Origin of the sequence: Microbacterium testaceum, from assembly GCF_001476655.1 — a bacterium.
Lineage (GTDB): Bacteria > Actinomycetota > Actinomycetes > Actinomycetales > Microbacteriaceae > Microbacterium > Microbacterium testaceum_C.
Genome location: NZ_LDRT01000172.1, coordinates 1 through 14,014, shown reverse-complemented (window position 1 = coordinate 14,014; position 14,014 = coordinate 1). Strand labels below are relative to the sequence as shown.

Genomic DNA, 14,014 nt, shown 5'->3' with positions numbered 1-14,014 from the left:
CCCCCGCCCCGCCGACCGAGCCGCCCCGGACGTTCGTGCTCGGTGCCGTGCCGGGTTCGACGCCGGGCAAGTGGATCGGGATGTGGCGCGAACGTATGCCGCACGTGCCCCTGGAGCTGCGCGAGATCTCCGCCGCCACCCAACGCGAGGCCCTCGACGACGTCGACGCCGCCCTCGTCCGTCTCCCCGTCGCGTCGCCCGACGACCTGCACCTCATCGAGCTGTACGAGGAGCAGCCGGTCGTCGTGATGTCGACGGACTCGCACCTCACCGCCGCCGACGATCTCGTCGCGGCCGATCTGGCCGGTGAACTCGTCATCGTCCCGGCCGACGACGTGCTCGCCACGCGGATTCCGGACGCGGTGGCGCCCTCGTTCGCCCCGCCGACCGACACGGCGGAGGCCATCGCCACGGTGGCCGCGGGTGTGGGGGTGGTGATCGTGCCGATGTCGTTGGCCCGCGCCCATCAGCGTCGCGATGTGGAGTACCGCGTCCTCCGCGACGGCCCCGTGTCGACCGTGGCGCTGGCGTGGATGCGCGAGCGCACCACCGCGGACGTCGATACCTTCGTGGGTATCGTGCGCGGAAGGACCGCGCGCTCGTCCCGCTGAAGCCGCGGAAGATGAGCCTCGTCGCCGGTCCCCCCGCGCGATAGTGTGCAGATCACGCGCACCGCGAAGGGGAGACGGCATGCAGCGAAGAAGGGGCCTGCCCGCGGCATCGGCCGTCCTGACCCTGGCCCTGGTTCTCACGGCGGGACCGGTCTGGGCCGAGTCGCCCCCCTCCCCGTCGGGGTCGGCCTCCGTCTCTGCGGCTCCGGCGGCGCCGCCGACCGAGGGGGTGTCTCACGATCAGAACCCCGCCGTCCCCGAGGGTGCCGTGTGGACGGAGGTCTACGTCCCCGCCCCCCTGCCCTCGTCGACCGGCGACCCCGTCGAGCTGCACGCTGACGTCCTTCGACCCGCCCACCTGGCGGCCGACGCGCGGACCCCCGTCATCCTGTCCATGGGACCGTACTTCTCGCATTCGGGCCAGAGCGTCGACGAGGGCAGAGAGTTCGCCGGCCCCAGTCTGCGCCACCGCCGCTTCATCGACGCCGCCGATCTGTTCGCGGCCGGGTACACCGTCGTCCTGGCCGACATCCGCGGCTTCGGCGGCAGCGACGGATGCCTCGATCATCTGGGAACCGCCGAGCGCGCCGACGTCGCGGCCGTCGTCGAGTGGGCGGCATCCGCCCCCTGGTCGACGGGACGGGTCGGTATGTACGGCAAGTCCTACGACGCCACCACCGGTCTGGTCGCGATGGGTGAACACGCGAAGGGTCTCGCCGCCGTCGTCGCGCAGGAGCCGATGTGGGATGCCTCGTCGTATTTCTGGTCCAACGGCGTGCCCACCGCCAATAACACGGGTACCGTCGTGGCCGATCTGCGAACCGCGAGCCTGCCGGGGATCGGTCATGACGCCGTGGTCGACGGCGTCACGATTCCCGCCGACACGGCTCGCTACCGCGACAATGCGGCCTACGAGGAGAGTCATCCCTCGTGCGCCGAGGACTACTACCTCGGAACCCGCGCGAGCTCGGCGGACGACCCGTACTGGAGGGAACGCGACATCGTCGGACCGTTGGCCGGCTCAGAGGTGCCGCTGTTCTTCACGCAGGGTCTCACCGAGCAGAACACGCGGCCTTTCCGGCTGACCGAGGCACTCGACGGTCTGCGGGGCCCCGTTCAGGCGTGGATGGGACCGTGGAATCACGTCACGGGGGACGACGTCGACCCCGACGGGCGACTCGCGATGGGACGCCCCGGCTGGGTCGACGAGGTCCGCGCCTTCTTCGACGCCCACCTGCGTGACGCCCCCGCTCCGGCGGCGACTTTCGCCGTCCAGGACAATCGGGGGACCTGGCGTGTGGAGAGCGAGTGGCCCGGCGCCACGCGAGACGTCACCGCCGAGGTCCAGCCCGGGCGCTACCTCGACGACTCGGTCGGCGCGGGTGACGGCGACGAGCCGGCGCCGCCCCTTCCGGAGACGGTAGGGACCGCCCTCACCCTGTCGCAACCGGTCGCAAGACCCACGCGACTCATCGGCGCGGGGTCAGTGGAGGTCCGGACGAAGGGCGAGGGAACGATCTACGTCCGCTTGTGGGATGTCGCCCCCGATGGCATCCCCACGGTGATCTCGGATGCCATCTCCACGGCCTCTGAATCGGGACGCACGACGGTGCAGCTGCTCGCCGCCGACTGGACGCTGTCAGCCGGGCACGCACTGCTCATGAGCGTGTCGACGACCGACACGAATGCATGGTCCCCCACCCCCAGCGGCAGCGAGGTGATCATCGACGGGGGGACCCTGCGCGTGAGCGTCCGCGGCACGGACGACGATGTCCCGACCGCCGGCGAGCCCGCCCCGTTCCTCGAGCAGTACCTCGCGGCCAACACCCTCCCCGCGCCCGTCGCGGGGGCGACGGCGACGTTCTCGCTGGAGGACGCCGCTCCCGTCCCCACGCCGGCCCCGACGGCGACAGGGGCGCCCGTCCCCGCGCCCGAGGCGACGCCCGCGCCGTCGCTCACCGCCACGCCCCCGGCAGCCCTGGCGAAGTCGGGCACGGCCGTCACCCCGTCCCTGCCGATGTGGGGACTCGCCGTTCTCGTCGCGGGTGCCCTCGTCCTCACCCTTCGGCGTGGTGGTTCACGAGGGGGGCCGTCACGTCGATGAAGAAGCCCGCGCGCCCCGCCGCAGTCGTCATCGCCATCGCGGCGGTTCTCCTCGCCGCCGTGACACCCGCCGCAGCCGCAGCCGCCACGAGCTCTGCGCCCTCGTCGTCGACCGCGGCGCCGTCGAGCGAGCCGGTCGCGCCCGACCTGGCCTCGGGCGTCACGCACGAGCAGAACCCGTCCGTTCCCGTCGGCGCGGTCTGGACCGAGCACTATCTCGCCTCGCCCGTCCCCACCCGCGACGGCGATCCGGTCGAGCTGCACGCGGACGTGCTGCGCCCCGCCGGCCTCCCCGCCGATGCGAAGACGCCCGTGATCCTCATCGCCGGTCCCTACCTGTCTCACGCGGGCCAGCAGGCCGACGAGAAGAAGGCCTCCACCGGCCCGACGATGCGCCACCGCGCCTTCATCGACGACAGTGGTCTCTTCGCCGCCGGGTACACCGTGGTGTTCGGCGATCTGCGCGGCTTCGGCGGCAGCTCCGGTTGCTACGACTTCACCGGCCCGGGGGAACAGGCCGATGTCCGGACGTTCGTGGAGTGGGCGGCAACGGCTGCGTGGTCCACCGGCCGCGTCGGAATGTACGGGAAGTCGTACGACGCCAGCACGGGACTCATCGGCCTCGCCGACCGGCCCGCGGGACTCGCCGCCGTCGTCGCCCAGGAGCCGTCGTGGAACCTCTACGACTACCTCTACGAGAACGGCATCCCCGCCGAGAACAACCGGACGACGATCGACGCCTACAACGACATCGCTGCCCTCCCCGGAATCGATCACCCCGGGACCGTCGACGGTGTCGTCATCCCGCCCGACACCGAGCGCTACCGGACGAACGCCGCGTACGAGCAGACCCACCCCGAGTGCGCCACCGGCATTCTGGCCGATACCCTGGCATCCGATCCCGCTTCCTCGTTCTGGAGTGCGCGCGACATCGCCCGCCGGGCGGAAGGGTCGGAGATCCCCCTGTTCCTGACGCAGGGCTGGACCGAGAACAACACGCGCCCGGAGGGAATGGCGGAGTTCCTCGATGCCATCGCCGCTCCGGTGAGCGCCTGGGCCGGACCGTGGAATCACGTCTCCGGCAATGATGTCGACGCCACGGGGCACCTCGAGATGGGCCGCGCCGGATGGGTCGACGAGGTCCGGGCGTTCTTCGACGCGCACCTGCTCGATGCTCCCGCCCCCGCCCCGGTGTGGGCTCTGCAGGACAACAGCGGCCACTGGCGCCTGCAGGCATCCTGGCCCGGCGTGACGCGGGAGCTCACCGTACCGCTCTCCCCCGGCTCGTACGTCGACACGGGGCGCGGTGCCGACGCCCTGCCTCCCGACGACGAGGGCGACGGTTCTCTCTTCGGGACCGCGCCGCGCGACGCGCAGAGCATCGGGGCCTCTCAGACGCTCTCGACCCGGGTCGACGTACCCACTCGGGTGAGCGGGAGGGTGTCGCTGAATCTCCGCACCCGGGGGTCGGGAGTCGCCCACGCGCGCCTGTGGGACGTCGAGCCCGGTGGCGTGCCGACGCTGATCGTCGAAGAGGCCGCCCCCGTGAACGCCTCGGGCACCACGCGCATGCAGGTGCGCAACGCCGAGTGGACGCTGGATGCCGGTCACGCGCTGCTCGTGACGGTGGGCACGACCGACTCCCTCGCCTGGCGGCCGACACCGAGCGGGCAGACGGTCACGATCGAGGGCGGCGAGGTGACGATTCCGCTCCAGGCGACCACCGGGGACGTCCCCACCGAGGGGCAGCCTTCGCCGTTCTTGGCCACTTACCTCGCGAACGCACGCTGGCCCGTCCCGATCACGGCGATGCCGAGCTTCACCCTCGCCGAGACCGCGCCCGCCCCGACCCCGTCGGCATCCCCGGGTGCGTCCGGACGTCTCGCGGAATCCGGGATGCCGCCGAACCGGAGCCTCGCGATCGGCGGCGCCGCCGCGCTGCTGGGGGGAGCCCTCCTCGTCGCGATCGGACGAGCCCGCGTCGGCGGGACCGCCGCACGGCGGTCCGCGCCGAACGGGAGCGGCCCCGCGACCTGAGGGGCGGCGTGCCCGTGCGTCGCCGTGCGTCAGACCCGCGCCGTCACCGGGTCCCTCCGAATAGAATCCCTGGATGACCGGTCGCCTGCTCTACGTCTGCGCCCGCCCGCAGCGCGATGCGGCCGCGGCCGAGTGGGCGTCGTTCCGCGACGGCCTCGGTGTGCGCGACGACGACCTGGTCCACCACGATCTCGTGCGCGAGCCCTTGCCGGCGGACCTCGAGCGGTACGCGGCCGTCGTGGTGGGCGGCAGCCCCTTCAACGTCACCGACCCCGACAAGACCGAGGAGCAGCGCCGCCTCGAGAGAGACCTCGAGCGTCTCGCGGCGACCGCGATCGAGGGGCGCACGAACGCGCTCTTCACCTGTTTCGGCATCGGCGTGGTCACGCGCCTGCTCGGCGGGGAGGTCACCCTCCTGCACCCCGAGGGAACCGGCCCCGCCGACATCTCGCTCACCCCAGCCGGTCGCGCCGACGAGCTCTTCGGCATCCTGAGCCCCCGTTTCGAGGCGCTGACCGCGCACAAAGAGGGCACGGCGAGCGTGCCGCCGACGGCGACGCTGCTCGCCGAGAACGACGCGTGTCCCGTCCAGGCCTACCGTGCCGGCACGGGCCTGTGGGCGACGCAGTTTCACCCGGAGCCCACCGCCGAGGCTTTCGTCGCGCGCATGCAGGTCTACCGTGACGCGGGGTACTTCGACGCGGAGGCGTTCGATCAGGTCTCGGCGCACGTGCGCACGGTGTCGGTCGAGCAGCCGACGCTCCTGCTCCGCTCCTTCGCCGCGCGCGCCGTTGCCGCGATGTCAAGCCCACAGCCTGAATCTCGCTAGCTTATCTAGGCTTTCCCCCATGAACGCAACAGCTCCACGGCGGGGGAACGACCTCGCCCGTCAGATCGTCGTCCTGTCCGCGGTGTCGTTCATGCTCATCGCGGCGGTGATCGGTGCCGGGGCCTTCGGCAACACCGCCGTCGAGGACCAGCAGGGCGGTGCCCTCAACACCGACGGGTCGTACCTGGCGCCGGCCGGACCGGCGTTCTCGATCTGGTCGGTGATCTACCTCGGCCTCATCGCCTACGCCATCTGGCAGGCCCTCCCCCGCGAGCGCACGAACCCGCGACAGCGCGCGCTCGGCTGGCTCATCGCCCTCACCATGACGCTCAACGGACTCTGGCTCGTCGCGGCGCGGTTCGGCACCCTCTTCCTCACCGTCGTCGTGATCGTCCTGCTTCTGGCCGCGCTCGGCTGGACCTTCCACGTCGCGGTCGCGACACGCGAGCCGCGCGGCGGAGTGGTCGATTCGGTGCTCATCGACGGCGTCACGGGCCTGCATCTCGGCTGGGTCACTCTCGCCACCGTCGCCAACACGGCCGCATGGCTCACCACCATCGCTCCCTCGTCGTGGGAGAAGGCGGCGGATGCCATCGGTATCGCGGTCCTCGTCGTGGTGGGCCTGATCGGCCTGGCGATCGCGTGGCGCAGCTCGTGGCGCGTGACCCCGGCCCTGGCCCTCGCCTGGGGGCTGAGCTGGCTCGCGGTCGAGCGTTTCGCGGGCGAGCCGCGGAGCGCCGGGATCGGCGTGATGGCGATCATCGTGGCCGCGTTCGTACTGCTTCCTCCCGCCGTCATCCGCATCCTGCGCCTGCTCCGACCGTCGGTCGACTGACGTCCCTGCCCCTCGCCCCCTCTGGCTGATCGCGGGTCATCGGATCGGCCACGAGGGAGATGAGGTCCGACAGAATCGGGACAGTGAGACGCCCCGCCCGCCTCCGAGGTCGGGCGGGGCGTTCTCGGCGTCAGAGGGCGGGGGCCGCGATCGCGCTCGCTCCCGCCGGGACGGTGAGGTCGGTGCCCTGGAGCACCACGCCCTCCGCCGTGGCCAGGAGCACCCGCGCACCGGAGACGACGGATGCCGCGGCTTCGGCATCCGAGAGGTTCACGACGACCACGAGGTCGCCGCGGCGCAGTTCGTACACCCGTCCGTCGGTCGCTTCGCGCGCGGCGGCCGACAGCCCCGTGCGGGAGGGGTCGGTGAGCTCGGGCCGCTCGCGCCGGATCTTCGCCAGCTCGCGGTACAGACCGAGCAGCTGGGCGTGATCACCCTCTGCGACCTCGTCCCAGTCGAGCTTCGAGTTCTCGAACGTCGAGGGGTCCTGGGGGTCGGGCACGGAGTCCTCGTCCCAGCCCATCTTCGCGAACTCGGCGATGCGCCCCTCTGCGGTGGCCTTGCCGAGCTCGGGCTCGGGGTGCGAGGTGAAGAACTGCCACGGGGTCGAGGCGCCCCACTCCTCCCCCATGAACAGCATCGGCGTGCCGGGCGCGGTGAGGGTCAGCACGGCGGCGGCGGCGAGCCGGTCGTAGCCGAGCGACTGCGACAGGCGGTCTCCGGCGGCGCGATTGCCGATCTGGTCGTGATCCTGCGCGAAGGTGACGAGGCGCCAGTTCGGCACCTCGTCGGGGATGGGCTTGCCGTGCTTCTCTTCGCGGAACGACGAGTAGGTGCCGTCGTGGAAGAAACCGCCCTCGCTGACCTTTCGGAACGCGTCCAGGTCGGCGAAGTCCTCGTAGTACCCGATCGTCTCGCCGGTGAGGGCGACGTGCGCGGTGTGGTGCCAGTCGTCCGACCACTGCGCCGTCAGCCCGTAACCGCCGGCCTCGCGCGGCAGGATGAGCCTCGGGTCGTTCATGTCGCTCTCGGCGATGGTGGTGAGCGGGATGCCGCGGTGCGCCGACAGGGCGTCGGTGCGCTCCGCGATCTCCTGCAGCACGTGCGGCTCGCGGTGGTCGAGCAGGGCGTGCACGGCGTCGAGGCGCAGACCGTCGACGTGGTAGTCGCTCATCCACATCAGCGCGTTCTCGACGATGTAGGCGCGCACGGCGTCCTCGTCGAGGTTGACCGAGTCGCCCCAGGTGTTGCGGCTGCCCTCGCGCAGGTACTCCCCGAACTCGGGCAGGTAGTTGCCCGAGGGGCCGAGGTGGTTGTAGACGACGTCCTGGATGACGGCGAGACCCGCCGCGTGGGCCGCGTCGACGAAGCGCTGGTACGCCTCGGGGCCGCCGTAGCCCTCGTGCACGGTGTACCAGAGCACCCCGTCGTAGCCCCAGTTCCAGGTGCCGTTGAAGCCGTTCACCGGGAGCAGTTCGACGTGGGTCACGCCGAGGTCGACGAGGTGGTCGAGGCGGCCGATCGCGGCATCCAGGGTCCCCTCGGGGGTGAAGGTGCCCAGGTGCAGCTCGTAGATCAGGCCGCCGGCGAGCTGCCGGCCCGTCCACGCGTCGTCGTTCCACGCGTAGACCGAGGGGTCGAACCACGCCGAGGCCTCGTGTACGCCGCCCGGCTGGCGACGCGAGCGCGGGTCGGGACGCAGGTCGTCGCCGTCGCCCAGCACGAAGCCGTACCGTTCGCCGTCGGCGAGGTCGACCGGGGCGGTCCACCACCCGTCCGCGGCGGACTCCATCTCGATGTCCTCGACGACGGCATCCCCGCTGTCATCCAGCCGGCGCAGTCGCACCCGCTCCGCCTTCGGTGCCCAGACGTCGATGCTCATGAGGTGTTCCTTTTCGCGTGAGGTGCCAAGAAGTGTCGCTGCGGGGACGCGTGAGGCGACAGTTTTTGGCACCTCACGCGCTCGCGGTCAGAAGATCAGCAGGGCGACCGGGAGGAACGCCAGCAGATCGGAGAGAGGGGTCGCGCCGCCGGCGAACGAGCGGCCGGTCAGCACGTCGACCACGGGCGTGTCGGGCAGCAGCACGACCGTGTCGCGCCACCCTCCCGCGGCCTTCAGCCCGTGCGGCAGGCGCGTCGCGACGGTGAACACGCCCCCGCGATCGAACGCCACGACATGAGCGGATGCCACTCCCGCGGCCTCGAGCGGACGGTAGATCTCGAGCGGGTGCTCTCGGCGCAGGCGGAGGGCGCGCGAGGTGACGAGGAGCTTTGCCGCACCCGTGGCGTCCACCGCCGGGAACGAGGCGCCGGGCGCGTCGAGCGCGGCGAGCAGGCGTCGGCGTTCGGCGAAGTCCACCGCGCGGCGGTTGTCGGGGTCGACGAGGGACTGCTCCCACAGTTCGGAGCCCTGGTAGACGTCGGGGACGCCCGGACCCATGATCTGCAGCAGCTTGGCCGACAGGCCGTTCGACCAGCCCGCGGGCGAGATCTCGTCGACGAATGCGCGCACACGCTCGGCGGCGGGACCGGTGGCCGCGTCGACGACCGCGTGCATGCGCTCCTCGAAGGCCTCGTCCTGCTCCCACCAGCCGGTGACCTCGCTCGCTTCGCGTGCCGCCTTCTCGGCGTAGGCGTGCAGGCGCTCGCGGTAGACCTTCAGGCCCTCGGGCGTCGAGGCCGAGGCGGGCCAGGCACCCACGATGGCCTGCCACAGCAGGTTGTCGAAGGGGCCGTGCCCGGTCGAGGCGATGCCCTGGAACTCCGCGAGCCGTGCGGCCCAGGTCTCGGGGATCTCCGCGAGCACCGCGATGCGGGCGCGCGTGTCCTCGCCGCGCTTGGTGTCGTGCGTCGACAGCGTCGTCATGGCGGTGGGCCACGACGCGTGCCGCTGCGCCTGAGCGGTGTGGAACCCGGCGACGTCGAGCGAGAACTCGCCCGGGTCACCGCCGACCTCGGTGAGCGAGCCCAGCCGCGTGTAGCGGTAGAACGCCGTGTCCTCGACGCCCTTAGCCATCACGGGCCCGGTCGTCTGCTGGAACCGCCACGCGACCTCGAGACCCGTGTCGGCGAGCACCGGCACGAGCTTCTCGATCACGTCGCCCAGCTCGGGCCGGCGCACCTCGGCCTCGCCCGCGGCGGCGTCGAGGTGCGCCCGACCGGCGGGGAGGTAGGAACGGTAGACCGGGAAGCACGCGAGGATCTCGGCGAGCGCGTCCTGCAGCACGTCGCCCTCGAACTCCTCGCGCAGCTGCGCGGGCACGCCCCGCACGAGGCGACGGATCTCCGACACCTGGATCGAGTCGGCGATCTTCCGCTTGGTGTCGTGGATCAGGTCGTGCCACCCGGTGAGCGGCGCGAGGTCGCTGTCGACGCGCAGTCGCGCGTCGAGGGCGTCGAGCGCCGCCTCGCCCGCGGGGTCGGTGAGGACGCGGTCGATCTCGGCGAGCGCGTCGTACCCGGTCGTGCCGGCGGTCTTCCACCACGAGGGCAGCGCCTCGCCGTGCTCGAGGATCTTCTCGCCGAGCACGTACCCGACCTCGCCGTCGCCGGCCTCCTCGAGCGCGACGGCGAGCCGGTCGAGGTAGCCGCCCGGGTCGACGAGACCGTCCGGGTGGTCCACGCGCAGGCCGTCCGCGAGGCCCTCGCGCACCCAGCGCAGGATCTCGGCGTGCGTGGCGTCGAACACCTCGGGCAGCTCGACGCGCACGCCGGCGAGGGTCGTCACGGCGAAGAAGCGCCGGTAGTTGAGGTCGTCGGCCTCGTCCTGCCAGAACCGCAGCTCGAAGTTCTGCGCGGCGAGCAGCTGCTCGATCGCGGGCCGCGAGCCCGAGGCCGCGGCATCCGTCCCCGTTCCCGGCGCGACCGGGAAGGCGTGCTCGTAGTACCGGATCAGGCCGTCGGGCGCGTCATCCGCGGGCGTCGGGTCGTACGAGATCTCGCCGATCTCGTCGGTCAGGTCGGCGCCCAGGATCGGCACCCGCACCTTGCCGTCGCCGAACTCCCAGTCGATGTCGAACGACTCGGCGTGCGCCGAGGAACGGCCCTGACGCAGCACGTCCCACCACCACGCGTTGGCGCGCGGCTCCGAGACGCCCATGTGGTTGGGCACGATGTCGATCAGGATGCCGAGCTCCGCGGCGCGGGCGGCGCGGACGAACGCGTCGAGCCCCTCGGCACCGCCGCGGACGGGATCCACACGCGAGACGTCGACGACGTCGTAGCCGTGGTCCGACCCCGGGGTGGCTTCGAGCAGCGGCGAGAGGTACGCCCACGAGACCCCGAGGTCACGGAGGTATCCCGTGACCTCGGCGGCGTCGTCGAGGGTGAAGCTGTCGCGGATCTGCAGGCGGTAGGTCGAAAGCGGATGCCGCATCTGGATCACAGCTCCGGCTTGGGCGCTTGCCCGGGCAGGTCATCGGTGCCGATCACCTGGATCTGCGCGGTGAGCGAGGCGGCGACGGAGTGGTCGACCTCGGGCTCGGGCAGATGGTGCTCGCGCAGCACGATGAGCGACTTCGGCTCGAGCGGGAGCGTCTCGCCCGGGTTGAGCGGCTCGGTGTTGGCCCGCTCCCCCGCCGTGTCGACGTAGGCGTCCCACTTGGGGGCGTACTCGAAGTCGGGCAGCCGGAAGTCGACCTTGTCGTCACCGGCGTTGAACAGCACGAGGAAGTGGTCGTCGCTGATCGACTCTCCGCGACGGTCGCGCTCGCGGATGCCCTGGCCGTTGAGGAAGACCCCCACGGCGAGGCCGAAGCCGTTGTCCCAGTCCTCGGGCTGCATGAGCGAGCCGTCGGGACGCAGCCACACCACGTCGGGGATCGGCGCGCCCTCCTCCATCTTCACGGGGCGGCCGTCGAAGAAGCGGCTGCGACGGAAGGTGGGGTGCTGCTTGCGCAGTCGCGCGAGGGCCGCGGTGAACTCGATGAGCGGGTGATCGACGTTCGACCAGTCCACCCAGGTGATCTCGTTGTCCTGGGCGTAGCCGTTGTTGTTGCCGCCCTGCGTGCGACCGAGCTCGTCGCCGTGCAGCAGCATCGGCACGCCCTGGCTGAGCAGCAGCGTCGCGATGAAGTTGCGCTGCTGCTGGGCCCGGCGCTTCAGCACCTCGGGGTCGTCGGTGGGACCTTCGACGCCCATGTTGCTGGAGCGGTTGTGCGATTCGCCGTCGTTGTTGTCTTCGCCGTTGGCGTCGTTGTGCTTCTCGTTGTACGACACGAGGTCGCGCAGCGTGAAGCCGTCGTGCGCGGTGACGAAGTTGATGGATGCCACCGGGAACCGGCCGGAGTGCTCGTACAGGTCGGCCGAGCCGGTCAGGCGCGAGGCGAACTCGCCGAGGGCCTGCGGCTCACCGCGCCAGAAGTCGCGGACCGTGTCGCGGTACTTGCCGTTCCACTCCGTCCACTGGGGCGGGAAGTTGCCGACCTGGTAGCCGCCGGGGCCGACGTCCCACGGCTCGGCGATGAGCTTGACCTGCGAGACGATCGGGTCCTGCTGCACGAGTTCGAAGAAGGCCGCGAGGCGGTCGACCTCGTAGAACTCGCGGGCGAGGGTGGATGCCAGGTCGAAGCGGAATCCGTCGACGTGCATCTCCAGCACCCAGTAGCGCAGGGAGTCCATGATCAGCTGCAGCGTGTGGGGGTTGCCCACGTTCATGCTGTTGCCGGTGCCGGTGTAGTCGGTGTAGTAGCGCTTGTCGTCGTCTTCGAGGCGGTAGTACGCCTCATTGTCGATGCCGCGCATCGAGAGGGTCGGGCCCATGTGGTTGCCCTCGGCGGTGTGGTTGTAGACCACGTCGAGGATGACCTCGATGCCGGCGGCGTGCAGGGCCTTGACCATCGCCTTGAACTCCTGCACCTGCTGACCGTGGTCGCCGGTCGAGGAGTAGGTGTTCTGCGGGGCGAGGAACGCGATGGTGTTGTAGCCCCAGTAGTTCGACAGCCCCTTCTCCTCGAGGGTGGAGTCGTTGACGAACTGGTGCACGGGCATGAGCTCGATCGCGGTGACGCCGAGCTTGCGCAGGTGGTCGATGACGGCCGGGTGCGCGATGCCGGCGTAGGTGCCGCGCAGCTCCTCGGGCACGTCGGGGTGCAGCTGGGTGAGGCCCTTGACGTGCGCCTCGTAGATGAAGCTCTCGGCGTAGGGGATCTTGGGCTGACGGTCGCCCGACCAGTCGAAGAACGGGTTGATGACCACGCCCTTCATCATGTGCGGGGCGGAGTCCTCGTCGTTGAACGAGTCGGGGTCGCCGAACTCGTAGCTGAAGACGGGCTGTCCCCAGTCGATCTGGCCCTCGACGGCCTTGGCGTACGGGTCGAGCAGCAGCTTCGCGGGGTTGAAGCGCTTGCCGTTCGCGGGGTCGTACTCCCCGTGCACGCGGTAGCCGTAGCGCTGCCCCGGCTGGATGTTGGGGAGGTAGGCGTGCCAGACGTACGCGTCGACGTCGATCAGCTCGACGCACGTCTCCGTTCCGTCCTCGTCGAAGAGGCAGAGCTCGACTTTCTCGGCCCCCTCGCTGAACAGGGCGAAATTCGTCCCGTTACCGTCGTAAGTGGCCCCGAGGGGATAACTGGATCCTGGCCATACCTGCTGCACGTCGCTCACGATAGACCAGCGTTGTTACCACCCCCCGCCGTCTCGACGCCGTTGACACTCGGGGCAGCCCCGACTATGCGCGCTCGGGGGGATGTCGCAGCAACTCGACGCGTTCGTCGAGGTACCGCGCGAGCGGCACGAAGCCGCCCGTCGCGCTCCAGCGCACGAGCGTCTCTCCCCCACGCACCGCGAGGGGCGCGGATCGCTCGTCGAGGGCGGACAGGTCGATCGGATGCCAGCCGATGTGCACGCTCTCCCCCTCGGGGACTCCTCCCCGCGCGGCGGCGGCCGCGAGCTCTGCCCGCCGACGCTGCGATTCGGCGGCGAATCCGCGACGGACCTCCGCGCGGGAGCGCACGATGTCGCCCGTGGCCAGGACGGCGTCCTCGGTCAGCAGGAGGACCCCGAGGTGCCACGCCGTCCCGCGCGGCACGATCCGCGCCGGACGCGGGATGCCGAGCACCCGGCGCCCCTCCTGCAGCTCGCCGAGTCTCTCGCGCGGCGCGTCGGCCAAGCGGGCGCGCACGTCGTCCCACGGGTCGCCGGTCATGCCTGCGCCCCCTCTGCCCGCGCGGCCTCGGCTCGCTCGACCGCACGATGGGCGGCACGGGTCGCCGCGAGCGCGTCCTTCTGCTCTCTCTCCCGCTCCTCGACGGCCGCGTCCGCCTCCGCGGCCTCGGCCTCGGCGCGCGCGAGATCGGTGCGCAGTGCCTCGATGCGTTCCCGCGCTCGATCCGCGCGTTCCCGGGCCGTCGCGACCCGTCTGTCGGCCGCCGCGTTCGCACGGGCGGCGTCGGCGTGCGCCCGCTCCGCCTCCCGCACCGCCCGTTCGGTGGCCTTGCGGGCCCGGCGGGCGGCGAGATCGTCGCGGAGGGCGGGGGGTGGCTCTTATACACAGCTGACGCTGCCGGAGGTCCTACGCGGGGAGACCTCGGGGTGTGCCCAACATCCATGGCCATAAGAAAAGAGCGGGTAATACGCGTGTGCCCGACGATTTATGCTAGA

Annotated in this window: 10 protein-coding genes; 5 read left to right on the top strand and 5 right to left on the bottom strand. The window is 71.2% G+C overall.

Annotated features, from left to right (window positions below):
• The 5 genes from NS220_RS17700 to NS220_RS17680 form a co-directional block, all read left to right on the top strand.
• Positions 1-611: LysR substrate-binding domain-containing protein (locus NS220_RS17700; RefSeq protein ID WP_058625306.1), on the top strand; the 611-nt coding region annotated here is incomplete at its 5' end.
• Between the two features lie 79 nt (positions 612-690).
• Positions 691-2,715 (top strand): CocE/NonD family hydrolase, encoded by a 2,025-nt coding sequence (locus NS220_RS17695; protein WP_058625303.1) that lies wholly within the window; start codon positions 691-693, stop codon positions 2,713-2,715.
• Positions 2,712-4,751 (top strand): CocE/NonD family hydrolase, encoded by a 2,040-nt coding sequence (locus NS220_RS17690; RefSeq protein ID WP_058625302.1) that lies wholly within the window; start codon positions 2,712-2,714, stop codon positions 4,749-4,751. Before NS220_RS17695 ends, NS220_RS17690 begins: the two co-directional genes overlap by 4 nt.
• A 73-nt stretch (positions 4,752-4,824) precedes the next feature.
• Entirely contained in the window at positions 4,825-5,580 is a 756-nt protein-coding gene (locus tag NS220_RS17685; RefSeq protein WP_058625301.1) for a GMP synthase, read from the top strand.
• Between the two features lie 19 nt (positions 5,581-5,599).
• Complete coding sequence (locus tag NS220_RS17680; RefSeq protein WP_058625300.1) at positions 5,600-6,415, top strand: tryptophan-rich sensory protein; 816 nt, start codon at positions 5,600-5,602, stop codon at positions 6,413-6,415.
• Positions 6,416-6,545: 130 nt separating this feature from the next.
• On the opposite strand, the gene treZ is transcribed toward NS220_RS17680, so the two are convergent.
• The 5 genes from treZ to NS220_RS17655 form a co-directional block, all read right to left on the bottom strand.
• Positions 6,546-8,369: a malto-oligosyltrehalose trehalohydrolase gene (gene treZ, locus NS220_RS17675; RefSeq protein WP_275934687.1), complete on the bottom strand. Its 1,824-nt coding sequence runs from the start codon at positions 8,367-8,369 to the stop codon at positions 6,546-6,548.
• Positions 8,370-8,384: 15 nt separating this feature from the next.
• Positions 8,385-10,790, bottom strand: a complete 2,406-nt coding sequence (gene treY, locus NS220_RS17670; protein ID WP_058625305.1) for a malto-oligosyltrehalose synthase — start codon at positions 10,788-10,790, stop codon at positions 8,385-8,387.
• A gap of 5 nt (positions 10,791-10,795) precedes the next feature.
• Positions 10,796-13,018 carry a glycogen debranching protein GlgX gene (glgX, locus tag NS220_RS17665; protein WP_242864672.1) on the bottom strand — a complete coding sequence of 741 codons (2,223 nt, stop codon included), beginning with the start codon at positions 13,016-13,018 and terminating at the stop codon, positions 10,796-10,798.
• Between the two features lie 64 nt (positions 13,019-13,082).
• Positions 13,083-13,559: a hypothetical protein gene (locus NS220_RS17660; RefSeq protein ID WP_058625298.1), complete on the bottom strand. Its 477-nt coding sequence runs from the start codon at positions 13,557-13,559 to the stop codon at positions 13,083-13,085.
• A complete protein-coding gene (locus NS220_RS17655) occupies positions 13,556-13,831 on the bottom strand; it encodes a hypothetical protein (RefSeq protein ID WP_058625297.1) in 276 nt (91 codons plus the stop codon). Before NS220_RS17655 ends, NS220_RS17660 begins: the two co-directional genes overlap by 4 nt.
• Between the last annotated feature and the right edge of the window lie 183 nt (positions 13,832-14,014).

Excerpts from the sequence above, each read along its gene's own strand:
- NS220_RS17695 (WP_058625303.1), top strand. The coding sequence starts at position 691 with ATGCAGCGAAGAAGGGGCCTGCCCGCGGCATCGGCCGTCCTGACCCTG.
- NS220_RS17660 (WP_058625298.1), bottom strand. The coding sequence starts at position 13,559 with ATGACCGGCGACCCGTGGGACGACGTGCGCGCCCGCTTGGCCGACGCG.
- treY (WP_058625305.1), bottom strand. The coding sequence starts at position 10,790 with ATGCGGCATCCGCTTTCGACCTACCGCCTGCAGATCCGCGACAGCTTC.
- NS220_RS17685 (WP_058625301.1), top strand. The coding sequence starts at position 4,825 with ATGACCGGTCGCCTGCTCTACGTCTGCGCCCGCCCGCAGCGCGATGCG.
- NS220_RS17690 (WP_058625302.1), top strand. The coding sequence starts at position 2,712 with ATGAAGAAGCCCGCGCGCCCCGCCGCAGTCGTCATCGCCATCGCGGCG.
- NS220_RS17680 (WP_058625300.1), top strand. The coding sequence starts at position 5,600 with ATGAACGCAACAGCTCCACGGCGGGGGAACGACCTCGCCCGTCAGATC.